The 22,806-nt window shown below is 52.6% G+C and carries 20 protein-coding genes and 1 tRNA gene; 18 read left to right on the top strand and 3 right to left on the bottom strand.

Annotation, left to right across the window (positions count from 1 at the left end):
* The first annotated feature begins 109 nt into the window (after positions 1 to 109).
* The 5 genes from hutG to LG52_RS08500 all read left to right on the top strand — a co-directional run bounded on the left by hutG (position 110) and on the right by LG52_RS08500 (position 7,159).
* Positions 110 to 1,078 carry a formimidoylglutamase gene (hutG, locus tag LG52_RS08520; protein ID WP_044731607.1) on the top strand — a complete coding sequence of 323 codons (969 nt, stop codon included), beginning with the start codon at positions 110 to 112 and terminating at the stop codon, positions 1,076 to 1,078.
* 4 nt (positions 1,079 to 1,082) lie between these two features.
* The gene (locus LG52_RS08515; RefSeq protein WP_044731606.1) at positions 1,083 to 2,567 is read left to right on the top strand and encodes a helix-turn-helix domain-containing protein; all 1,485 of its coding nucleotides are present in this window, start codon (positions 1,083 to 1,085) and stop codon (positions 2,565 to 2,567) included.
* Positions 2,568 to 2,737: 170 nt separating this feature from the next.
* Positions 2,738 to 4,393, top strand: coding sequence for a urocanate hydratase (gene hutU / locus LG52_RS08510; protein WP_407059892.1), 1,656 nt, complete (start codon positions 2,738 to 2,740; stop codon positions 4,391 to 4,393).
* Positions 4,394 to 4,408: 15 nt separating this feature from the next.
* Positions 4,409 to 5,698, top strand: a complete 1,290-nt coding sequence (gene hutI, locus LG52_RS08505; protein WP_044731604.1) for an imidazolonepropionase — start codon at positions 4,409 to 4,411, stop codon at positions 5,696 to 5,698.
* Positions 5,699 to 5,830: 132 nt separating this feature from the next.
* Positions 5,831 to 7,159 carry a YjiH family protein gene (locus LG52_RS08500; protein WP_044731603.1) on the top strand — a complete coding sequence of 443 codons (1,329 nt, stop codon included), beginning with the start codon at positions 5,831 to 5,833 and terminating at the stop codon, positions 7,157 to 7,159.
* 129 nt (positions 7,160 to 7,288) lie between these two features.
* Here the strand turns inward: LG52_RS08500 and mscL are convergent, their stop codons facing one another.
* The gene (gene mscL / locus LG52_RS08495; RefSeq protein WP_044731602.1) at positions 7,289 to 7,684 is read right to left on the bottom strand and encodes a large conductance mechanosensitive channel protein MscL; all 396 of its coding nucleotides are present in this window, start codon (positions 7,682 to 7,684) and stop codon (positions 7,289 to 7,291) included.
* Between the two features lie 148 nt (positions 7,685 to 7,832).
* Between mscL and LG52_RS08490 the strand changes: the two genes are divergently transcribed.
* From LG52_RS08490 to LG52_RS08480, 3 genes are all read left to right on the top strand, one after another.
* Positions 7,833 to 9,056, top strand: a complete 1,224-nt coding sequence (locus LG52_RS08490) for a YeeE/YedE family protein (protein WP_044731601.1) — start codon at positions 7,833 to 7,835, stop codon at positions 9,054 to 9,056.
* Positions 9,057 to 9,246: 190 nt separating this feature from the next.
* A complete protein-coding gene (locus LG52_RS08485) occupies positions 9,247 to 10,191 on the top strand; it encodes a carbohydrate kinase family protein (RefSeq protein WP_044731600.1) in 945 nt (314 codons plus the stop codon).
* Positions 10,191 to 11,096 (top strand): pseudouridine-5'-phosphate glycosidase, encoded by a 906-nt coding sequence (locus LG52_RS08480; RefSeq protein ID WP_044731599.1) that lies wholly within the window; start codon positions 10,191 to 10,193, stop codon positions 11,094 to 11,096. The genes LG52_RS08485 and LG52_RS08480 overlap by 1 nt, the downstream gene beginning before the upstream one ends.
* A 53-nt stretch (positions 11,097 to 11,149) precedes the next feature.
* Here the strand turns inward: LG52_RS08480 and LG52_RS08475 are convergent, their stop codons facing one another.
* Entirely contained in the window at positions 11,150 to 11,587 is a 438-nt protein-coding gene (locus LG52_RS08475; RefSeq protein ID WP_044731598.1) for a hypothetical protein, read from the bottom strand.
* Positions 11,588 to 12,178: 591 nt separating this feature from the next.
* Between LG52_RS08475 and LG52_RS08470 the strand changes: the two genes are divergently transcribed.
* The gene (locus LG52_RS08470; protein WP_044731597.1) at positions 12,179 to 13,339 is read left to right on the top strand and encodes a helix-turn-helix domain-containing protein; all 1,161 of its coding nucleotides are present in this window, start codon (positions 12,179 to 12,181) and stop codon (positions 13,337 to 13,339) included.
* A 12-nt stretch (positions 13,340 to 13,351) separates the two neighbouring features.
* Positions 13,352 to 13,852, top strand: a complete 501-nt coding sequence (locus LG52_RS08465; protein ID WP_156133419.1) for a hypothetical protein — start codon at positions 13,352 to 13,354, stop codon at positions 13,850 to 13,852.
* 226 nt (positions 13,853 to 14,078) lie between these two features.
* Here the strand turns inward: LG52_RS08465 and LG52_RS08455 are convergent, their stop codons facing one another.
* Entirely contained in the window at positions 14,079 to 14,846 is a 768-nt protein-coding gene (locus LG52_RS08455) for a DODA-type extradiol aromatic ring-opening family dioxygenase (protein ID WP_044731595.1), read from the bottom strand.
* Positions 14,847 to 15,040: 194 nt separating this feature from the next.
* Here LG52_RS08455 and LG52_RS08450 point away from each other — a divergent pair, with 194 nt between their 5' ends.
* From LG52_RS08450 to LG52_RS08415, 8 genes are all read left to right on the top strand, one after another.
* Positions 15,041 to 15,580 carry a cupin domain-containing protein gene (locus tag LG52_RS08450; protein ID WP_044731594.1) on the top strand — a complete coding sequence of 180 codons (540 nt, stop codon included), beginning with the start codon at positions 15,041 to 15,043 and terminating at the stop codon, positions 15,578 to 15,580.
* Between the two features lie 150 nt (positions 15,581 to 15,730).
* The gene (locus tag LG52_RS08445) at positions 15,731 to 16,342 is read left to right on the top strand and encodes a DUF3578 domain-containing protein (RefSeq protein WP_231578557.1); all 612 of its coding nucleotides are present in this window, start codon (positions 15,731 to 15,733) and stop codon (positions 16,340 to 16,342) included.
* A 200-nt stretch (positions 16,343 to 16,542) separates the two neighbouring features.
* Positions 16,543 to 17,061 carry a hypothetical protein gene (locus LG52_RS08440; RefSeq protein WP_044733166.1) on the top strand — a complete coding sequence of 173 codons (519 nt, stop codon included), beginning with the start codon at positions 16,543 to 16,545 and terminating at the stop codon, positions 17,059 to 17,061.
* A 148-nt stretch (positions 17,062 to 17,209) separates the two neighbouring features.
* Positions 17,210 to 18,196, top strand: a complete 987-nt coding sequence (locus LG52_RS08435; protein ID WP_044731593.1) for a restriction endonuclease — start codon at positions 17,210 to 17,212, stop codon at positions 18,194 to 18,196.
* 501 nt (positions 18,197 to 18,697) lie between these two features.
* On the top strand, positions 18,698 to 19,528 hold the full coding sequence (locus tag LG52_RS08430; protein ID WP_197074576.1) for a TetR family transcriptional regulator: 831 nt from the start codon (positions 18,698 to 18,700) through the stop codon (positions 19,526 to 19,528).
* Positions 19,529 to 19,773: 245 nt separating this feature from the next.
* Positions 19,774 to 19,846, top strand: a tRNA-Arg gene (locus tag LG52_RS08425).
* Positions 19,847 to 20,454: 608 nt separating this feature from the next.
* Complete coding sequence (locus LG52_RS08420) at positions 20,455 to 21,966, top strand: malate:quinone oxidoreductase (RefSeq protein WP_197071928.1); 1,512 nt, start codon at positions 20,455 to 20,457, stop codon at positions 21,964 to 21,966.
* Positions 21,967 to 22,248: 282 nt separating this feature from the next.
* Entirely contained in the window at positions 22,249 to 22,800 is a 552-nt protein-coding gene (locus tag LG52_RS08415) for a YpiB family protein (RefSeq protein ID WP_044731590.1), read from the top strand.
* Positions 22,801 to 22,806: the final 6 nt, after the last annotated feature.

Here is a 22,806-nt window from a genome sequence, read left to right as displayed (position 1 = left end):
TTTTATTCGCCAAACGGCGGCGATTTCCTCTTTTCACGTCCGTGAGGAGGAGAACGGCAAAGCGGCAGCGAAAGAAACAAGAAGCTGATGATGGAAAGGAGATGGTCTCATGTATCAACCGCCAGACGCCTTCCGTTGGACGGGGCGGATTGACAGCGTGAGCGATGAGCGGGCGTTTCGCCTTCATCAGCGCATTCGCTTGCTCAATTTGTCGCAGCCATTGGAGCCGGTGGAACGAGCGGCGGCATTCATCGGGTTTGCATGCGACGAGGGAGTGCGCCGCAACCAAGGCCGCCAAGGGGCGAAAGAGGCTCCGGCCGCCATTAAAGCGGCGCTGGCGCGGCTGCCTTGGCATCTTCCGGAGGGGGTGGTCGTCTATGACGCAGGCGATGTCGTTTGCGTTGATGAACAACTCGAACAAAGCCAGGCGGAACTTGGAACGATGGTCGCCCGCCTGTTGCGAAGCGGCATTGCGCCTATTGTGATCGGCGGCGGGCATGAGACGGCGTACGGCCATTACTTAGGCGTTCGCGAAGCGCTCGGTCCAGCGTCAATGATCGGCATCATCAACATTGACGCCCATTTCGATTTGCGTCCATACGATGACGGTCCGACATCGGGGACGATGTTTCGGCAAATATTGGATCAAGACGAACGAGCCAGCTACTTCTGCCTTGGCATTCAACTGCTCGGCAACACGACGGCGCTGTTTGCGGCGGCCGAGAAGTACGGCTGCTGGTACATGATGGAAGACAAGCTGACCGCAGGGCCGATTGAGGCCGCCTATGCACAAATCGAGGAGTTTGCCGCTCATCACGATGCCGTGATGTTCACCATTTGCATGGACGCCATCAGCGCCGCGGCCGCGCCGGGAGTGAGCGCGCCGTCGCCGTTTGGACTCGCTCCGTCTTTGGCGCGCGCCCTCATCCGCCGGATCGTCTCCCATCCGAACACCGTCAGCGTCGACCTTTGCGAAGTCAACCCGCTCTTTGATGAAGGCGGAAAAACGCTGGCGTTGGCCGCCGCCTTCTGCATGGAAGCGCTCCTTCATTTCCAACGTTTGCAGCCAAGGCGGTGAGAACGTGAAATTGGTCATTGCCGAACGGGACGACAAGGAACGGGAAGCGATCCGCTGGCTCGTTTCCGCGTATTCGCTGCCAATCGAGCAGGTGTACACGGCGGCCAATGTGGAGGAGATGATGGCTCTTCTTGAGCGGGAGGCGCCGGAGCTGTTGTACGTCGAACTGGATATGATTCCATATGAACGATGGCCGAAGGCGACATCCCGCGTCCGTCTGTTTTGCCAACGCGTCATTGCCGTGACCGCCGAGGCGACGTTTGCGCGGGCGAAGCAAGCCATCGACTGGCAGTGCGTCGATTTGCTCGTCAAGCCGCTCGAGCCGGCGAAGCTAAAGCAAGCGCTGAGGACGGCGGCTTCGCTTTCCTCAAACAGCCGCTCGAGCCTGCCAGCGGGGTTGGACGCCCATCACGGCGACTACCGCGCATTATTTTACGATGACCCCGCCGCAGCTTCCACCCATGTATGGCTTGTGCAAGCGGAACAGCCTGCCTTGTCTCAAGAAGTGATCCGCTTTTTAACGAACTATCCGTTTCGCGGACGGGCGCGGGTATTGCCGCTCACCCAGATGGCAGTTTGCCTGCTTCCCGATTTGCCGGGCGACGGGAAAGAAGAGGCATGGAAGCTGTTGCGCGATTGGGAGGAAGAACATCTTGAGCCGCTCGCGGTTGTCGTGATGCCGCCTGATGCCAAGCAAACGGTGCGCGCGCAATACCAAGCGGCCCGCCGGCTGCTGGAGACGACGTTTTTTATCGGCTACCGGCAAGTGATCGCTCCCGCTTCGGAATACGAACAGTGGCGCGAGCTCGATCCGTTTTTGACGCCTGAGGAGCAGCGGCAATGGATCGAGATGTTGGAGCGGTTCGACCACGAAGGAGTGAAGCGATGGCTGCAGCGCGAGTTTTGGCATTGGTCGCCGCCGTTTCCGAGCCCGGAGATGGTGCGGACGCGGCTCACGAGCATTTTGGCGCAAATCCGCCGGTTTATGAAAACGTACGGCCTTGACCGCGGCGGGACTGAGCGGGAGTATATGCGCATGTTTCAAGAAATTTTGTACAATCGTGTCTTGTATCGGATCGTTCAGGAATTGATTTTATTTTTATACCGGTTGTTCCATGAGGCGAAACGGGCCGAGGAAGACGCGCGCGTCGATGCCGTTGAACGAGGCCTCCGTTATATGGAGGCGCATTTTCGCGATCCGTCGCTGACGCTTGAGCGAGTCGCCGCCGCTGCCGGACGCAGCCCCGCGTATTTCAGCCATTTGTTGTCAACGAAGCGTGGCATGACGTTTCGCCAATGGTTGACGAACCGGCGGCTCGAGGAAGCGAAGCGGCTGCTCCGCCAGACAGATCTGTCTATTAAGGAAATCGCCGAACAAACCGGGTTTCGCACCGCCCATTATTTGACCCGCGTCTTTAAAGCAGAAATGAACCAGACGCCAACTGCCTACCGCGATGAACAACGGCTGAAACCGTCATCGCCGCGGTAGGCGGTTTTTTTCGAAAGAAATGGACATATATCGAAAAAAACGGACAGATGAAACAGAAAGAAAATTGAAATTTCTAAAAAATCAGATCATCTTTAAAAGACGAGAATCTATCTCCGACCTCTCGGCTTCTTTTACAATCAAAAGCAAAGAGGAAAAAGGAGAGGATGACGATGACGAGCAAACGGACAGTCCAACCGCTTGCGGGAACAGAGCGGCGGGCGAAAGGATGGATTCAAGAAGCGGCGCTGCGCATGTTACACAACAACTTGCATCCCGATGTCGCTGAACGGCCGGATGAGTTGATCGTCTACGGCGGCATCGGCAAGGCGGCGCGCAACTGGGAATGTTACGAAGCGATTGTGGACACCCTGCTTCGTTTAGAAAACGATGAAACATTGCTCATCCAATCCGGCAAGCCGGTGGCGGTGTTTCGCACGCATCCGGACGCCCCGCGCGTGCTCATCGCCAACTCCAACCTCGTGCCCGCATGGGCGACGTGGGACCATTTCCATGAGCTTGACAAAAAAGGATTGATCATGTACGGGCAAATGACGGCCGGAAGCTGGATTTACATCGGCAGCCAAGGGATTGTCCAAGGGACGTATGAAACGTTTGCCGAAGTGGCGCGCCAGCACTTTGGCGGCACGCTGGCCGGGACGATCACCCTAACTGCTGGCCTTGGCGGCATGGGCGGGGCGCAGCCGCTCGCCGTGACGATGAACGGCGGCGTTTGCCTCGCCATTGAAGTCGATCCGGCCCGCATCCAGCGCCGCCTTGACACGAAATACCTCGACACGATGACTGACAGCCTGGAGGCGGCGCTCGAGATGGCGAAACAGGCGAAGAAAGAGAAAAAAGCGCTCTCGATCGGCCTTATCGGCAATGCGGCCGAGGTGCTGCCGCGTCTTGTCGAAATGGGATGGATTCCGGACGTATTGACCGACCAGACGTCCGCCCACGACCCGCTAAACGGCTACATCCCGGCTGGCCTTGCGCTTGAAGAAGCGGCCGAGCTGCGGGCGCGCGATCCAAAGCAGTACGTCGCCCGCGCAAAACAGTCGATCGCCGCGCATGTGCGGGCGATGCTCGCGATGCAAAAGCAAGGGGCGGTGACGTTTGATTACGGCAACAACATCCGCCAAGTGGCGAAAGACGAAGGGGTGGAGGACGCTTTTTCCTTCCCAGGTTTCGTGCCGGCTTACATCCGCCCGCTCTTTTGCGAAGGAAAAGGGCCGTTCCGCTGGGCGGCGCTCTCGGGCGATCCTGAAGACATTTACAAAACCGATGAAGTCATTTTGCGCGAATTCAGCGACAATGAACGTCTTTGCCATTGGATCCGCATGGCGCAAAAACGCATCAAGTTCCAAGGGCTGCCGGCGCGCATTTGTTGGCTCGGCTACGGCGAGCGGGCGAAATTTGGCAAAATCATCAACGACATGGTGGCCAAAGGCGAGCTGAAAGCGCCGATCGTCATCGGCCGCGATCATTTGGATTCGGGCTCCGTCGCTTCGCCGAACCGGGAGACGGAAGGGATGAAAGACGGAAGCGACGCCATCGCCGACTGGCCGATTTTAAACGCGCTGTTGAATGCCGTCGGCGGCGCAAGCTGGGTGTCGGTTCACCACGGCGGCGGCGTCGGCATGGGCTACTCGATCCATGCCGGCATGGTCATCGTGGCCGACGGCACGAAAGAGGCGGAAAAACGGTTGGAACGCGTGTTGACGACCGACCCGGGGTTGGGTGTGGTCCGCCATGCCGATGCTGGCTATGAGCTTGCCATCCGGACGGCGAAAGAAAAAGGCATCGATATACCGATGCTGAAGTAGAAAGGGGAGAGCCACATGCGCCCGCTTTTTGTCCGCCGCGCCCGCCAGCTTGTGACGATGGCGGGGGGCTCCGCGGCCCCGCTCGTCAAGGAGAAGATGAGCGATCTTCACATCATTGAAAACGGCAGCGTCTGGATCGAAAACGGCACGATCACAGCCGTCGGTTCGGATGATGAACTGGCCCACCGATTTGCTGACCGTCTCGATGAGGCTGACGTGATTGACGCCCGCGGCAAAACGGTCACTCCTGGCCTCATCGATCCGCACACCCATCTCGTTTACGCCGGCAGCCGCGAACGCGAATGGACGATGCGCCTTGATGGAGCGGCGTACATGGAGATCATGAACGCCGGCGGCGGCATCCATGCGACAACGAAGGCGACGCGCGAAGCGTCGGAAGAAACGTTGTATGAAGAAAGCAAACAGCGGCTTGATCAGTTTTTGCTTCATGGGGTCACGACCGTCGAGGCGAAAAGCGGCTACGGCTTAAGCCTTGAGCACGAAATCAAGCAGCTCGAAGCTGCTAAGCGGCTTGATGACATCCACCCAGTTGATGTCGTTTCCACCTTTCTTGGCGCCCACGCCGTTCCGCCGGAGTGGAAGCACGATCCGGATGAATACGTCCGCCTCATCATCAACGAAATGATTCCCGAAGTGAGCCGGCGTGGGTTGGCCGAGTTCAACGACGTCTTTTGCGAGCGCGGCGTGTTCACTCCCGATGAGGCGCGCCGCATTTTGGAAGCGGGGAAAGCGTACGGCTTGACGCCGAAAATCCATGCCGATGAAATCGAACCGTATGGCGGGGCGGAACTGGCCGCCGAGGTCGGCGCGATTTCCGCCGACCATCTGCTTCGCGCGTCGGACGAAGGAGTTCGCCGCATGGCGGAGCGCGGCGTCATCGGCGTTCTCTTGCCAGGCACGGCATTTTTCTTAATGACAAAAGCCGCCGACGCCCGCCGTTTGATCGACGCCGGCGTTCCCGTCGCCTTGGCGACCGACTGCAACCCCGGTTCATCGCCGACCGTCTCGCTGCCGCTTGTGATGAGCCTTGCCTGTCTGCACATGCGCATGACTCCCGCTGAAGCGATGGCCGCTGCCACGATCAATGCCGCCCACGCCATCGGCCGCGGGCATCTCGTCGGCAGCCTTGAGCCGGGGAAAACGGCGGATTTGGTCATGTTCAACGTGCCGAATTACGTGCAGATCATGTACTATTACGGAGTCAATCATGTCGAGATGGTGATCAAAGGCGGGGAGGTGGTGGTGAAAGACGGCAAGGTGTGCAATGAAACGAAAGGGGCATGACTAAACCGTTTCATACGGAATGAACCAAAAATCCGCCGCCTTTGTCAACGGTTAGAGGTCGGGCAATCGTACATGAGCGGCTGCGCTTGCCTTCGTCAAACGCTTACAAGAAAAGTGGAGGGATCATAAATAATGAAAACGGATACAAACGTGGGCGTACAGCCATCCGTTCCAACGCCGACAAGCGGCGCATGGAAGTTTTTCGTTTACAGCGCCATCGGGATTTTCATGTTTTTCGTCCCCGTATCGATCGGAGGCACATCGTCCATTTTGCTCGATCACATCGTGACATGGATTCGCTCACAGTTTTCAGCACTTGTTCCGTATTATGCTCTTATAGTGATCGCTCTCGGTGCGATTTATCCATTTTATAAGAAAACGTGGAACAAAGATGCCTTGACGGCCGTTTTTTCACTGTTGAAAGTTCTTGGACTGATCGTGGCGGTCATGTTGGTGTTTCGCATCGGTCCGTCATGGCTGTTTCAACCGAATATGGGGCCGTTTTTGTATGACAAACTCGTCATTTCTGTCGGTTTGCTTGTGCCGATTGGCTCCGTCTTTCTCGCTTTGCTCGTTGGTTACGGGCTTCTGGAATTCGTCGGCGTTTGGATGCAGCCTGTCATGCGGCCGATTTGGAAAACACCGGGCCGCTCGGCGATCGATGCCGTCGCTTCCTTCGTCGGCAGCTACTCGATTGGTCTTTTGATCACCAATAAAGTGTTTAAAGAAGGCAAATATACAGTGAAAGAAGCGGCGATCATCGCTACCGGTTTTTCCACCGTATCCGTGACATTTATGGTCGTTGTCGCGAAAACATTAGGGCTCATGTCGATCTGGAACACGTATTTTTGGGTGACATTTCTTGTCACATTTGCCGTCACAGCGCTTACCTCCCGGCTTTGGCCGCTGAGCCGCATGAGCGACGAGTATTACGATGGCAAAGGAGACCCGGGGCAAAAAGTGACGGGCAGCTATATGAAGCAAGCTTGGTCTGAGGCGATGAAAGCGGTAGGACAGTCAAAAGGGATTGGAGCGAATATATGGGAAAATTTGCGTGATGGTTTCATCATGACGATGGGCATTTTGCCTTCCATTATGTCCGTTGGACTGATTGGGCTGTTGCTCGCTGAATATACGCCATTGTTTGACTGGTTGGGCTATTTATTCTATCCATTCACCCTTCTCTTGCAAATTCCCGAGCCGCTGTTGGCAGCGAAAGCATCGGCCATTGAAATCGCGGAAATGTTTTTGCCGGCTTTGCTTGTCACCGAAGCTCCACTTGTCACGAAATTCATTATTGCTGTCGTATCCGTATCGGCGATCCTATTCTTTTCCGCTGTCATCCCATGCATTTTGTCTACGGAAATTCCGCTCAGCTTGCCGAGGCTGCTTGTCATCTGGTTCGAGCGGACCGTATTGACGCTCATCCTCACCGCTCCGCTCGCATACTGGCTGCTTTGATGGGAGAGCGGCGCTTCAATCAAAACGGGTATCGTGGGACGGCTGCGATTCTCGGGTTCGTAGCCATCCCATTACCCGACTGAGAAGTTTCGGTGCCATGAAAGCCTGTCCACCCCCGAGGACAGGCTTTTACATCGTTTCACGCTGCTGCTTTAACAAATCGCGAATCTCCGTCAGCAATTCCTCCTCCTTTGTCAGCGTCGGTGCCGTTTCTTTGACCTCTTCCTGCTTTTTCATTCGTTCGTACAACGTATTGATCAGTTTGACAAACAGGAAGATGGAGAAAGCGATGATCAAAAAATCGACGACCGTTTGAATAAACGCCCCGTATTTCACTTCGGCCTTGCCGACTTTCCAAGACAAATCGCTGAAATTGATGCCGCCTAAAATCAAACCGACGAGCGGCATGATGATGTCATTGACGAGCGAGGAGACGATTTTGCCGAACGCTCCCCCGATAATGACCCCGACCGCTAAATCGATGACATTGCCGCGGACGGCGAATTTTTTAAACTCGTTCCACATGCCAATCTCCTTCCTAAGAAAGTGCTCGTCTGCATTATACCCGATCAGCCGCTGAGGTGAAACATTTGTAGTTTAAATCATAGAAAATAAATAAGTTTTATAGTATTATAAAGTAGATGAACAAAATGGAAAAGGGGGATGATGCATCATGGAGTTGACCGCACAACAACGAGACGTTCGCACGAAACAAGCAGCGAACGCCCCGAAACATCCGACTGCGTGGATTATTGCGGTTTCCTGCCTCATCTTGATCGGCGGAACGTTGTTCTTATATAGCCGCGTTTCTTGGCAACAGGCGCTTTTGTACGTGTTAGGGGCGTTTGGTGGATTTGTATTGTACCAGGCGCATTTTGGCTTTACCTCGGCATGGAGGAAATTCATTTTGTACCGTCAAGGGGAAGGCATTCGGGCACAGATGATCATGATGGCTGTGGCCAGCGCGCTGTTTTTGCCGCTGCTCGTGAAAGGGTCCGTTCTTGGGCACCCGGTGTCAGGTTATGTATTTGGTGTCGGGGTATCGGTCATCGTCGGCGCCTTCCTGTTTGGCATCGGCATGCAGCTTGGCGACGGCTGCGCCTCGGGGACGTTGTACCATATCGGCGGGGGCGATGCAAACGGCATTGTGACGCTCATCGGGTTCATCGCTGGCTCAGTCATTGCGACGGCCCACTTTGACGTGTGGGCGAAGATGCCGCAATGGGAGCCGTTCTCGTTCATTGGCGAGTTCGGCGTCTTGGGAGGGTTTTGGCTTCAGTTGGTTTTGCTGGCAGCGGTCTACTATGTGGTGACCGTGGCGGAAAAACGGCGCTATGGCCAACTCGTTGCTACATCGCTTGAGAATCGTCATGGCTGGAAAGCGATTTACAAAGGGCCATGGTCGCTTCTGGTTGGGGCGTTGCTTTTGGCGGCCACGAACGCACTTGTGCTGATGATTAGCGGTAAGCCGTGGGGCATTACATCCGCTTTCGCCCTTTGGGGCGCGAAGTTCGTGCAGCTGTTTGGCGTCGATCCGACCGCTTGGGCGTACTGGCAAGATGAAGCAAAACGGCAGGCGCTCGCGAAGCCGCTCTACTACGATACAACGACCGTGATGGACATCAGCTTGATGGTCGGCGCCTTATTGGCGGCAGCGCTGGCGGGCCGCTACACAAAGCCGATTCAGTGGAAGCGTCCGACGCGCATGACGATCGGCGCGCTCATTGGCGGTTTAATGATGGGATACGGCGCCCGGCTGGCGTTCGGCTGCAACATCGGCGCGTATTTCGGCGGCATTGCATCATTCAGCGCCCACGGCTGGGCGTGGTTTGTCTTTGCTTTCCTCGGCAGCCTGATCGGTGTCAAACTGCGTCCGTATTGCGCGTACAAAAACTAAACGTCCGAAAATCGGCATCCCGTCGTTTTGACGGGGTGCCTTCTTTATGCCGTTCTTGCCAGGCGGTATGTGGTACAATGGGTGGTGAGGCTTCGAAGCGTGCAGCTGTCCGCTTTTTTGAAATCGTTTTCTTTGTTTGGGAAGAGGCGGGATCGCGCGGCTGTGATCATTGGAAGAGAGGGGGAAAGGCATGGGGAAAGCGGCATCGATCGTCTGCATCGGCGGGGCGAACGTCGACCGAAAGGCGCGGTTGCTCACTCCGTTTCGGCTCGGCACGTCCCATCCCGTCGCCACGACGCAAACCGCGGGCGGGGTGGCGAGAAACATCGCCGAAAACCTGGGAAGGCTCGGCCAAGCTGTTTCGCTCGTCAGCACCGTTGGCGACGACCAGGACGGACAGTGGCTCATTGACGTGACGAGTCGGTACGTGGATTCACGGCACATCGTGCGAACGTCAAAAGCGAACACCGGGACGTATACAGCAGTGCTCGATGAACGCGGCGAGATGGTCCTCGCCTTGGCGGATATGGCGATTTATGATACAGTGGGAAAAGAGTGGATAAAGCAGCGGTGGTCTGAACTCGGCCCGATGACCGCCGTCGTGCTTGATGCGAATTTCCCTGCGGATATCCTTTCGTGGGTGATCAAACAGTGCCGGCAAGAGGATGTGTTGCTTTGTGTCGTGACCGTGTCCGTTCCGAAAGTGAAACGGCTGCCTGCCGACTTAACAGGCGTGACATGGCTTGTGACGAATGAAGCAGAGGCTATGGCGCTTGCGGGCAATGATCATTGCAGCGTGCACAAAGCGATGGAGGCGCTCGTTCGTTTGGGCGTCGAGAACGTTGTCGTCACGCGCGGGGCGGGCGGCGTCGCATACGCCACCAAGCAAGGGGAAACAGGGGTGATCGCGGCGCCGAAGGTTGCGGTCACCGATGCCACCGGAGCGGGCGACGCCTTTGCGGCAGGATTTTTGTACGGCGTCCTCGGCGGCTATCCGCTCGAAGCTGCCTGCCGCTTCGGGATGAGCAATGCGGCGCTTACGCTGCAAACGGCCGAAACGGTGCATCCCGCTTTGAATGAATATATGTTGCAAGCCGCCTATGCGCGATATTTTCGCGAAGGGGGAACGAAGTGATGAATGATTTTCTCGTCTTTTCCGAAGAAGTCGCTCAAGCGAAGGCGGAACAAAAGCCGATCGTCGCTTTGGAATCGACGATCATCTCGCATGGCATGCCGTATCCGGAAAATGTGCAGACGGCGAAAGCGGTTGAACAGATCATCCGCGGCCGCGGCGCCGTGCCGGCGACGATCGCCATTTTAAACGGAAAAATCAAAATCGGGTTGACCGAAAACGAACTTGAACAGCTCGGGACAAGCCGCGATGTGGAAAAAGTGAGCCGCCGCGACTTGCCGTATGTCGTCGCCATGAAAAAACACGGGGCGACGACCGTGGCGGGGACGATGATTTGCGCTGAGATGGCGGGCATCCGCGTGTTTGCGACCGGCGGCATCGGCGGGGTGCACCGCGGCGCCGAACAGACGATGGACATCTCGGCCGACTTGCAGGAACTGGCGTGCACCAACGTCGCGGTCGTCTGCGCCGGGGCGAAATCGATTTTGGATTTAGGATTGACGCTTGAGTACCTAGAGACGCACGGCGTCCCGGTTATCGGCTATCAGACGGACGTCCTGCCAGCGTTCTATTCGCGGACGAGCCCGTTTCGCGTCGACTATCGCCTCGACAGCGTGGAAGAAGTCGCTCAGTTCATTGAAACGAAATGGGGGCTTGGGTTGAACGGCGGTGTTGTGATCGCCAATCCTGTCCCAAAAGAAGAGGAGCTCGAGGAGTCGTATATCACCGCCATCATCGAACAAGCGCTCAAGGAAGCAGAAAAGCAGCACATCACCGGAAAAGCGGTCACCCCGTTTTTGCTTGACCGTGTGAAAACGTTAACCAGAGGCAAAAGCTTGCAAGCGAATATCGCCTTAGTGAAAAACAACGCCGCCTTGGCGGCCGACCTTGCCCGAGAGCTTTCTTGATGCGAACGCCCCCGCCCTGATGGAAGAGCGGGGGCATGATGGCAGTGGAGGATTTATCGAGCGTGAAGCAAATGGCGGATTTTTCGATCATGCTGGGCGATTTTGACGGAGTGGAAGTCGACTGTTTCTTGTGTTTCAGCCAGTTCGACGCGGATGTGGCCGAGCTTTGCTTCGAGCCGTTCGAACCGTTCGTTCATGGTGCGCTCCAATTGGGTGATTTGCCGCTCAAACCGTCCGTCCATCTCCTCGATGCGCCCGTCCATTCCTTCCACACGTCCGTTCATTCCTTCCATGCGTTTGTCCATGTCCTCGATGCGCTTGTCCATGTCCTCAATGCGTTTGTTCATCGTGTTCGTTTGTTCGCTCAACGCTTGGACTTGGCGTTGGAGCGAGTCGAATTTCTCATGGAGCGCTTCGAACTGCTTGCGCATATCGGATGCGTACAAATCAAGCACTTGCAAAATTTGCGCCAATATCGTTTTTTCTTCCATCCCCTTCACCTCCTTCCACTCTAGTATATCAAACAAGCGAGTTTTCGAGAAGGAACAACGGTTTCAAATCTGACGGGATTTCGTTGATGATGGATAAAGGAGGGGCGTTGCTATGGCTTAATGATCACTCATTCATCTTTTGCCACTGACTGGCTGCCGATCACCATCGTTTCGGCCGCTGTCGCTGTCAGTGTTTTCATTGGTATTCTTGTATTTAGAGTGTTAAAACAGAAATCGTGAACCCGTCGAGGGGCTAGCTGAACGTTGACACCCAGCCGATACTACGGGCGAAATCGGCAGCGGGAAAAGTAGAAAAGTGCTGCGAAAAGCAAGTACACGTACTTTGGCTAAAAAAACAGCCTGCCTTCGCGCATGGAAGCGAGAGGCGGGCTTGTTGCTTAACAAAGACTTAAACCTATTTGAAAACGTTTACCAATAATGTACAATGCTTATTCCCAAAATGAATGGTAAAGTTGATTGATGCCAATCCGATATGGTATGTTAAAAGAAAAGGTTAATAAAAATTAACATTAATATCGGTTTATGACTCTATTTTGTGTTAAAAATAATTAACACAAAGGAGGTGTGATGATGGAGATTAAACAAACGATCGCGAAAAATCTAAATCGGGTCAAAAAAGAGATGGGGTTGAAGAATCAAGATTTAGCCGAATTGATGGGCGTGACAAGACAAACGATTGCCAAATATTTAAAAGGGGAACAAATTCCTGACAGTGCAAAATTATTTCTTCTGTCGCGACACTTGAATATCCCGATGAAGGATTTGATCGTTTCTTTAGATGATCAGCGTGAACCAATGTCTTCTTTCATGTTTCGCGCGGATAACCCTAAAGAAAACTTTCGTCTGATTGATCAAAATCAAGTGAATCGGATCATGGATGATTATTATGAGCTGCTTGCCTCTTTTGGAGAGGCTAGTGTTGCTTATTTGCCCCCGACGTATAAAGTAAAGCTCGTTGATCATGAGTTAACGGAGGAGCATAAAACCATTATTCGACAAGCAGCGGAACAAACGAGGAAAATGTTTGGCCTTGATCATGTGATCCCAAGCGATATTTATGCGGTTTTAGAGCGCCATGGTATACATGTCATCGCGTTGAAAACGATTGATAAAAAAATTGATGGTTTATCGGCTTACTCCGAGGAAAAAGGAGCTTTTATTTTCCTTAATGATCACGACGAAATACCTGAGGAACGAAAACGGTTCAGCGTCATTCACGAACTTGGCCATCTTATTTTTCATCGCGAGGAATACCGAAGTGATCTTAGCTCTCTTACTTACAGCAGCGCAAGAAAGGAAATCAATGAAAAAGTCGCCACGTTGTTTGCAAGCTACTTTCTTATTCCTCGCGAACAGTTGCGGGAATATGCCTATTATTTTAAACGATATGTTACCCTTGAAACGATTATGGAGCTTAAGCGCCAATTTTTTGTCAGTGCTGAAGCCTTCATGAGGGCCTTATTGGATGAACAATACATTTCCGGAAGGACGTACGGCCATTTGCGAAAAACGTTGCGGGAGCAAGGATATAAAGAACAAGAACCCGCTCCAATCGAGTATATTCCCAAAAACCGCAAACTGACCTATTTTGTGAAACAGGCGTATTTTGAGGGGAGCATTACGATTAACAAAGTATGCGAAATCCTTGGATGCGATTTGCGGACTGCTAGAGAAATGGTCAAGGGATGGTATAAGGAGCATGGATGTTCAGAAAATACGGGGGCTTTATAAAAGAGAGCGGTGGTGGACAACAATGTGTTAAACGATTTTTATGAGTTGGACAGGATGGATTTACTGACGAGAGTGTTTGGCCGAGTGTGTGTTCCCGAAAGTATTTTGTGGAATGAGACTCCTGACGATATCCGGACGGCTTTGCGACAAATCGATTATGAAACGGTCTCTTTGCATACGGAAGAGGGATACGGGCTCATGTATCAGCTGCTGACAGAATGGACAGGTTTGAGCGAATATGATGCAGAACTGATTGCCATTGCCGGTCAAGATATGATTGTATGCACATCGAATGAAAAAAGGATCATCAATGCATGTGAAAGTTATGGCATCGAATATACGGGAACTTTAGGAATTTTATGTTGCGTGTATGAGCGTCGGTTGATCGGACGGGAAGAATTCAAGGGATTGATTGACCGGTTGTTTTCCGATGAGTGCAGCTGCCACTTGCATCCGAGGTTGAAGAACCAAATTTACAAACAGTATCATTTGCAAGATGTGCAGCCGTGTTGAACAAGACTAGCGTCTTTTGCATTGAAATAGGGAACGGTCCTGTCTGGATGCGATTCAAGGACGGCCTTTCTTTGAGAACATTCCACGTCTTCGACCAAAAACTGGCCGCAAAGACCCATGTGGCAACGGGCAAACGTATAAAACGTGCTCCGGGCAGTAACAACGCTGTTTTCGATCAAAGAAACAACCCGCCCCCATGCGTTGAGGCAGGGAGCGGGCTTTCCGCTTAAAACGCCACCGCCATCAGGCTTAAGCTCCCATACTGGTACTCGCGGAACAACACGCGCAGCGCTTGGTCACGACTCCCCGCGCCGTAAGCGATCCAGTACGGCGCGAGGTGCTCGGGCGTCGGCACGGCTTGCTTGGCGTACGGCGCTTTGTTCTCATAATCGAACACCTCTTCGCTATGGAAGGATGACTGGCTGAGAAGCCAATCATCAAACGCGACGGCCCATGCGTCCGCCTCGGCATGCCCTTCCCAACGGAGCGCCATCAAATTGTGCACCGTCCCGCCGCTGCCGATGATCATCAATCCTTCGTCACGCAATGGACGCAGCGCCTCGCCTAGCTGGAACAATTGCTTCGGCGTCCACCACGGCACGACCGACGCCTGCACAACCGGAATATCCGCTTTCGGAAATAAGCGGTAGAGCAGCACCCATGAGCCGTGATCCAACCCGCGCGTGGGATCAACGGCCACTTCCGCCACGCCACCTAGGCGCTCCCGCACGCGTTCCGCCCACTCGACCGATCCGCGCGCCGGATACACCACTTCATGCAACTCGCGAGGAAAACCGGAAAAATCATAAATCATGTCATACGTCCCCTCAACCGCCGAAACCATCGGTTGGCGCGTCATCCAGTGCGCTGTAAAGATCACCACCGCCTGCGGGCGAATCCCTTCCCCAAGCTTTTTCAAAAACGCCGTATACGTATTGTCCTCGATCGCCAACATCGGCGAACCGTGTGCAAGAAACAGGGCAGGGGCTTTCATTGTCCATTCCTCCTTACCGTTTGCGCATTTACACTTAGTGTAACATAAAAGTCCCTTTCATCGTTCCATCGTCACGCAACGTTTTCGCAAGGCGGCGGGTGATCACATGTGGGAAAAGACTGGCCAAAAACGCTAGTCGAATTCCTCACCGTTATGCATAAGATAAGATGATCAAATTAGAAAGAGGTGAAAAGATGCACACCGTTTCTTTTATGCCCGCCTACCCGTATGCTTATTCATATCCGTCCCATGCCTACACGCCTGTGCACTACTATGGAAGGCCGCCTGTTTACTGGCCGGTTCCTTACAGGCTGGAAAGAGAGAACATAAAGCTGAAAGATTACGGGCCGGAGCCGTTTGTCGTTCAGATCAACGAGGCCGCGAAACAAAACGATACGTACCGCACTGCTTTATGGACTGGGCCGCATTTGCAAGTGACGTTGATGAGCCTGAATGTCGGGGAAGATATTGGATTGGAAATTCACCATCACGTCGATCAATTTTTGCGCATTGAACAAGGTCAAGGAATTGTTCGAATGGGCAAGAGGAAAGACGAGTTGACATTGGAAAGAAACGTGCGCGCCGGTTCCGCGATTATGGTTCCAGCTGGAACATGGCACAATGTCATCAACACCGGAAATGTCCCGCTGAAGCTCTATTCCATCTATGCACCTCCGCAGCATCCGCGCGGTACTGTGCACCGAACAAAGGCCGACGCCCTGGCGGCTGAATAGCGAACAAGCGAATTGACGGCAAAGCATGACAAAAGATGCTGGCTCCTGACGGAAAAGCGGCTTTCCCGCTGGTGGGGACGGCCGCTTTTTTAGTAGAATAGAAGAAAAATAGAAACGAAGGAAACATTTCGGCACGAAGGAGCTATTCTTATGTCATTGCACGATCTGTTCCGTGAAGTGATGGTCATCTACGAGCAAGACAAGCAGGAAAAACTGTCCAAAGAGCGGCGGACGTTTCAGTTGGTGACGCGGGCGATTCCAGAGGCGTTGAAAGCGTTGCCGTTTCTGCCGCCTGACCGGTATGTGGTGAAAGGGTCGGTCGGTCAAGGGAATTGGACCGACGTGCCGTGGGTGGCGGTGATGGATCAAGAGGCGACGGATTCGACACAGCGCGGCTATTATATCGCCTACTTGTTCAGCGAGGATATGCGTCGGCTGTATTTGACGCTCGCCCAAGGGGTGACGGAGACGCCGAAAGACGAAATGGAGCGGGTGAAGCGGGACATTCGCCAACACATTCCCACTGAAGAACGCGTGCGGACGGATGATGACATCCATCTTGGTGAAAGCAAACGGGCGAAAGATTACGAACGGTCGGTGGCGGTGTATATCGCCTATTCGTTTGACGATCTGCCATCCGATGAACAACTCGCGCGCGATCTCGAAACGATGATCGGTTATTACCAACAATATCTTGGAGACATCCCAGAGCATCTTCCCGAGCCGCAACAGGGCGTTAGTGTATTGTGCGCGAAGAAATAGGAATTGATAAAAAATGAACTTCAAAGCGGAAGAGTGACGCGTTTTCATCGCTTTGCCATCGGATGTAGAAAAGGGAGCGGCACCGCTCTTTTTGTATTTTTGGTCGATCGACAAAGTGAGACGGCAAAGTTTTATAAAAGAAAAGTTGGTACAATCAAATTAACTAAATCTTTTTATCTATGACAAAGGGAGGGCGCGAGATAGCTGCCATTCGCAAAGCGGATTACTACTATGGAGCGCTGCTTTCTGCGTTGGTCAACGGGGGACTGGCGCCGGCGCTGTTTGAAAAGGAAAATGACAACCGCCAAATTTATGAAGTCACGACGAATAAAGCGAGCTATATCATGTACACGAAATACAACACGACTCCATCCGGCTCCAAAGATTTCACTTGGTCGTTTGTATTCGGTGACAATGAAATTTCGGAAATTAGCAAGATTCATCTCGAAAACAGCAAGGAAAAAGAAATTATTTTTGCCTTCATTTGTGCCCAGAAACAGCCGAGCGATTCCAATCAAATAATTGCCATTGTCCGTTGGGATGAGTTTCTCGAGTGCGTGGATCTGCAAAAAGCGCAAGTTCGAGGAACTCCCCGGCTCTCCATAAAAGCAGTTAAAGGTTCTCATAAGTTGCGCCTCTACGGCAGCAAACGCACGGATGTATTGGATGGGAAGGATAATACGATCAGAATTGAACGAAATCGGTTAAGCAGTTTGTAATAGACTGAGAACACTGGTGGGGGGCTTAGTTTTTGAATTATTGCATCATACTAGGAGGGGGCTGTCTGCCCATCCTTTAAGCCCCTGTTTTTAGAAAACTGTTGGTTTCGCAGATGGAGCCATTTTTTGTGAAAAGGGGGAAAAGCCAGTGACAAAATGGTGGATGATCCGCGCGGGCGACCGCAATGAGCTGATTCCGCTTTGGCTGGAAAAGGGCATCGCATCGATCGGTTGGGCGAGATTGGGCGATCCCAAGAACTTTCGGTCGAAAGAACAGCTGCAGCGAAAAGCGGATGAAGTGTTCGCCGAGGCAAAACCAAAATCGAGAACCAGTTGGGTGAACCAAGTATGGCGTTTTGCCCATGAAATCAAAAAAGGCGACCGTGTGATCACATATTCGAAGGAGAAAAGGGAGTACATTGTTGGAACCGCGACAGAAGAGCATCGTTACGATCCCTCCATCGGGTATTCCTATTATCCGAACATCATCCGTGTAAAATGGGAAAATGCCACAGTTCCAAGGGATTCGTTGTCAGACGGAGCGAAGAACAGTTTGGGTTCGACGCTGACGGTTTTTCGAGTGGATGAATGGGGCGATGAAATCGAGCAGCGTTTATACAGTCAACCATTCTCAAAACCTCGGGATGAACTTGAAGAGGGGGAAACGGGAGAAATCGTCGAAGACCTTGTTGGAAAAGCGTTGATGATGATCCAAGACAAAGTGGACAAGCTTGATCCGTGGCAAATGCAAGATTTAGTAGCGGGCTTGCTTCAAGCGATGGGGTACAACGTGCAAGTGAGCCCGAGAGGCCCTGATGGCGGTGTGGATGTGTTGGCCTATAAGGACGCGTTTGGCTTTGAAAAACCTGTGATCAAGGTGCAAGTGAAGCATCGCAAAAGCGCCGCCTCGGCTCCGGAAATCCAGCAGCTTCTCGGAGCCAACCCGATTGATGCCAATTGCCTGTTTGTCTCAACAGGCGGGTTCACTTCCCATGCAGAGGCAGTCGCCAAACATAATTCTGTGAAACTGATTGATTTGGAAGAGCTGGTCAACTTGATTGTCCATTGGTATGAGAACATGCCAAATGATGCGAGAGCGCTGCTGCCGCTGCAGAAAATTTATATTCCCGAATAAGATGCCTTTGTGTCCTACTCAAACTTAAGGTCGGTCTTCCATAAAAGCGAGGTTCGTTCCATCCCTCTGCCCGCAGCACGGGCGGTCGTTGCCATTTGTATGACGGAGGGCTTTTCCGGGCTCTCCATTTTTTCTTCTTCCATGCAGGATTTTCGCCTCGTGCTCACGAATGATATCCCTCATTGTTGGTGTCCTCCGTGAGGAACAGTCCTTTCCACGATGGGGACGATTCAAAGATGTTGATCATGACAAACGGCCAACCGTTCGTCGTGCGGACAGCGCTCCCTGAGGACGCTGATCCAGTTGCGGCGTTTGTGAAGCGGTGACGGCGGAAGCGCCTTGCCTGCGATCGGAGGGGAAGCAACGGTGCAGGGCCGCAGCGAATCCCATCGCTTCACCTTATCGATTCGCGTTGTCGTGCAGATGAGGGCGCCTCGTAGAAATGCGGGGGCAATAGGGGGTGTGTGGCTGTAAAGATGACGTTTCTGTGGGGGATAAATGTTGCCAATCGTCACCTATACTTTCTATTCGATTGTTTCCGAACGAAGTGGGGTTCGGCTGATGGATGCGGATTGGAGCGACCGGTGCGGATGGATCGTTGTGCAAAGAAGCCGCCGACGGTTGGAGTGCGTCGTGAATGGAACTGTTCTCCATCCGGACGTCTCTGTGCGTTTTCCCATCATTCGATGGGTCGACAGCGAGCGGTTTTTGCTGGCGGATGCGAGAAGCGATGGGAAGCGCGATAATGTGTTTTTGCTCGATCTGCACGGCCGTGTCCGGCATTCCTTTTGCGGCGGCGACGGGATTGAAGATATAGCGGTTGGAAAAGAAGGGATATGGATCAGCTACTTTGATGAAGGGGTTTTTGGCAAAGGAATTTCTACGGAAGGATTGGTTTTGTTTCGATTTGATGGTTCCCCGGCCTTCAAATATCATTCCCATTTAACGGATCGTCCCATGATCATTGACTGCTATGCGATTTGTAAAGGGAAATCCTCGACATTGTGGCTCTTTCCTTACGACGATTTTTCGCTTATTCATGTGGATCCTTGCGCAAAGGCGGTGGAGAGATACAAAGCGCCCGAGCAGCTGCGCGGATCGACCGCTCTATGTGTGAGGGGGAACTATGCGTATTTTGGCAGTAGCTATCATTCGAAGGAGGGACTGTACAGCTGGAACGTCAGAAGCGGGAAGCTGGAGAAAATCGGGTGCATTCATGGGGCGGCTAGAGGACTGGGACCAAAGGAAACGAGCCACTTTCTGAGTGTCGAGGATGATGCAGCGAGAGTGCATATGATCCTCAATCCAGACGAATATGAGCAGTCATTGTAAAACGAACGATCCGTGTTGTTTTCGGCATTGAGCGAGATGTTTTTGATTGCTGAAATGGGTAGACGATTTGAACGTTCCGTGGGAAATCGTGGGTCGATCCGAGCTGACGAATCCAAATTGCCGGGAACGAAGAGCGAACCTTGGAGAGATCGGGGTTGGAGTCCGTCTTCTATATGTTGTTTTTCTATCAGCTATTGAATTTTTATATGCAGATGGATAGAATGGAAAAGGAGAGTGATGAAAACGGCCCCGTAGCTCAGTGGATAGAGCGTCGGTTTCCTAAACCGTGCGTCGGAGGTTCGAATCCTCTCGGGGCCGCTATGTGGATCCGACTCATCCGGATCGGAATCCCTAAATCCCTTGATATGACCGCATTGGCGGTCTTTTTTTATTTTGGGGAATAATGAAAAAATCGGGATTTTCACCATAAAATGTACTTGATAAAGAAAGACATTCAGATAAAGAAAAGCAAAACAGCATTTTTCCTTGCGATTTGCTTTTGCTAAGTTACGATGCCGACAATCCCCCCTAAGAAGAATAAAATTTTGTATTTATATCCACCAATTTAGCATGCATGTGGGAAACAGCTGCATTATCTTTCAACGGCATAAAGCTGTTTTATGGCTATATGTTCCTCGTCACCCCTGAAAAATTTCCGCATTTTCTCGCGAGATGGTGGCGAAATATTCAACGATTTTGTAAAATTATTATGAAGGACGATTGTGGATGAGCGTGTTGATGCAATGAATACGCAACGGTGCACGGAATTATATTAATATATTTTTGTTAAAATCGTTAATAATGACATACTATTAATCGATTGTGTTATAATAAATGTTGGAATCGCCCTTAAAATCCAAAGGGGTATCGGTGGAATCATTTCGAGCGGTCGCTCGATGCTCTTTTACAACTATTCATGGATAGGGATGGTAAACATGGGGAACAAACAAACAACGGACGTCATTTTAATCGGCGCTGGCATTATGAGCGCAACGTTGGGGACGCTGCTCAAGGAATTGGCGCCCGAATGGGAGATTGCCGTGTTTGAACGGCTCGAAGAAGCGGGGGCAGAAAGCTCCAACGAGTGGAACAACGCCGGAACCGGACATGCGGCGCTTTGCGAGCTGAACTACACCGTTAGGAAGTCCGATGGGTCGATCGACATCAGCAAAGCCATCAAAATCAATGAGCAGTTTTATGTCTCCTTGCAGTTTTGGGCTCATTTAGTGAACAGCGGGGTGCTCGCGGATCCAAAAGAGTTCATCCGCCCATTGCCGCATATGAGCTTCGTGCAAGGGGAAGACAATGTCGCGTTTTTGAAAAAGCGGCATGAAACGATGGCAGCCAATCCACTATTTAAAGGAATGGAATTTTCTGATGACCCGAAAAAGTTGGCCGAATGGGTGCCGCTCATGATGGAAGATCGGGTTGTGACCGAGCCGATTGCGGCGACGCGGATCGAGTCGGGGACGGACGTCAACTTTGGGGCATTGACGCGCCAATTGTTTGAACATTTGAAACGGAAGAACGTGGAGATCCGCTACCGCCATCATGTCGAAGATATCAAACGGACAAGCGATGGCTTATGGGAGTTGAAGGTGCGGAATTTGGACACGGGCGCCGTGGAGTTTCATGCGGCCAAGTTTGTCTTCATCGGCGCCGGAGGAGGCAGCCTCCATCTGTTGCAAAAATCTGGCATTCCAGAAGGGAAAGGGATCGGCGGCTTCCCGGTGAGCGGACTGTTTATGGTGTGCAACAACCCAGAGGTTGTGGAAAAGCACCACGCGAAAGTGTACGGCAAAGCGAAAGTCGGCGCGCCGCCGATGTCGGTGCCGCACTTGGACACGCGGTTTATCGATAATCAAAAAATGCTGCTGTTTGGGCCGTTTGCGGGTTTTTCGCCGAAGTTTTTGAAAAACGGGTCGATGCTCGACCTGTTCACCTCGATCAAGCCGCACAACGTATTGACGATATTGGCCGCTGGTGTGAAAAATATGGCCTTGACCAACTATTTGATCCAGCAGGTGATGTTATCGAAAGAACAGCGCATGCAAGAGCTGCGTGAATTCGTCCCAACGGCGAAAAGCGACGAGTGGGACATCGTCGTTGCGGGTCAGCGTGTGCAAGTGATTAAAGACACAGAATCTGGCGGCAAAGGGACTTTGCAATTTGGCACGGAAGTCGTCCATGCGGCCGATGGCTCGATCGCGGCGTTGCTCGGCGCTTCGCCAGGTGCATCAACAGCGGTTCACGTCATGCTTGAAGTGATGGAGAAATGCTTCCCGGAACAGATGAAAGAATGGCGGCCGAAAGTGAAAGAAATGATTCCGTCCTACGGCGAATCATTGATGAAAAACGAATCGCTTTTGCGCCAAGTGCAAGCGTCTACAGCGGAAGCGCTCGGATTAAACGGCCACTTTGCGCTGCAGTTGGCGTAAGCCTGTGCTTTAGCGGTCTAAAGGGAGGTCGTATACTAGTCGCCTGTAAGGAGCAGCTGCCCGAAGATCAAGGGCAGCTGTTTTTCTATTTCGTTTGCCGCTCGGTGATGGGGTGAATGGGGTCTTGCCCCGCGGTTGGCAGATGCACGGCGGGGCGCCATCCAGTATACTATAAAGCAAAGACGCGGACGGGATGGCCGTTGATCATCGCCGCTTGTTGAGACGATCTTGCGCTGCGGCTGCTGTTGCCTTTCAGGAGAAGCAGTTGAAGGGGGTGAGGCCATGACAAGGTGGGTGTCCTATTCAGAAAAGCGGCATTTCTTAACAACGTTTTTGCAACATTATCGCCTAAAGCATCCCGATGCCCGGTTTGTGCTCAAGTATTTGCTTCAGCACCCCCATTTGCTTGAGAACGTCCATTTTACGGAAACCGAGCAAAAGCAGGCGCGGTGGCTGATCATTTCGACCGCGATGGCGGAAGAGGAAGGGCTCGTCTTTTATCGACGCGGTCAAAAAAGCACGAGCCTCGCTGCCATTATGGGTGATTTGGCGCTGCATCCGAACGAACCGCTCTATTTGACGCTTCATTTTCCAGGAAAGGCAAGGAATTTTTCGTACCTTCGGCTTATTGATCATCAAGCGTTTGAAAATGTCAGACGGCACGAGCAGCATGAGAAAATGGCGAAGGCGGCCGAACAAGTGTTGGATGAGGCGCTGAAACGCCACGAAGTGTCGAGGTTGAAACTGCAAATTGACCAGGCGCTTGACCGCAAAGATATGGAGTTGTTTCAGAAGCTGACGGAACAGTTGAAAAAATATGAAGGACAAAGCTGACCAAAC

Source organism: Geobacillus kaustophilus (assembly GCF_000948285.1).
Classification (GTDB): domain Bacteria; phylum Bacillota; class Bacilli; order Bacillales; family Anoxybacillaceae; genus Geobacillus; species Geobacillus thermoleovorans_A.
This window is presented reverse-complemented; position numbering and strand designations above follow the sequence as displayed.

Coding starts and splice junctions, on each gene's coding strand:
- hutG (WP_044731607.1), top strand. CDS start 110: ATGTATCAACCGCCAGACGCCTTCCGTTGGACGGGGCGGATTGACAGC.
- mscL (WP_044731602.1), bottom strand. CDS start 7,684: ATGTGGAACGAGTTTAAAAAATTCGCCGTCCGCGGCAATGTCATCGAT.
- LG52_RS08470 (WP_044731597.1), top strand. CDS start 12,179: ATGGAGATTAAACAAACGATCGCGAAAAATCTAAATCGGGTCAAAAAA.
- LG52_RS08490 (WP_044731601.1), top strand. CDS start 7,833: ATGGAGTTGACCGCACAACAACGAGACGTTCGCACGAAACAAGCAGCG.
- LG52_RS08475 (WP_044731598.1), bottom strand. CDS start 11,587: ATGGAAGAAAAAACGATATTGGCGCAAATTTTGCAAGTGCTTGATTTG.
- hutU (WP_407059892.1), top strand. CDS start 2,738: ATGACGAGCAAACGGACAGTCCAACCGCTTGCGGGAACAGAGCGGCGG.
- LG52_RS08445 (WP_231578557.1), top strand. CDS start 15,731: ATGTCATTGCACGATCTGTTCCGTGAAGTGATGGTCATCTACGAGCAA.
- LG52_RS08415 (WP_044731590.1), top strand. CDS start 22,249: ATGACAAGGTGGGTGTCCTATTCAGAAAAGCGGCATTTCTTAACAACG.
- LG52_RS08455 (WP_044731595.1), bottom strand. CDS start 14,846: ATGAAAGCCCCTGCCCTGTTTCTTGCACACGGTTCGCCGATGTTGGCG.
- LG52_RS08500 (WP_044731603.1), top strand. CDS start 5,831: ATGAAAACGGATACAAACGTGGGCGTACAGCCATCCGTTCCAACGCCG.
- LG52_RS08450 (WP_044731594.1), top strand. CDS start 15,041: ATGCACACCGTTTCTTTTATGCCCGCCTACCCGTATGCTTATTCATAT.
- hutI (WP_044731604.1), top strand. CDS start 4,409: ATGCGCCCGCTTTTTGTCCGCCGCGCCCGCCAGCTTGTGACGATGGCG.
- LG52_RS08480 (WP_044731599.1), top strand. CDS start 10,191: ATGAATGATTTTCTCGTCTTTTCCGAAGAAGTCGCTCAAGCGAAGGCG.
- LG52_RS08420 (WP_197071928.1), top strand. CDS start 20,455: ATGGTAAACATGGGGAACAAACAAACAACGGACGTCATTTTAATCGGC.
- LG52_RS08485 (WP_044731600.1), top strand. CDS start 9,247: ATGGGGAAAGCGGCATCGATCGTCTGCATCGGCGGGGCGAACGTCGAC.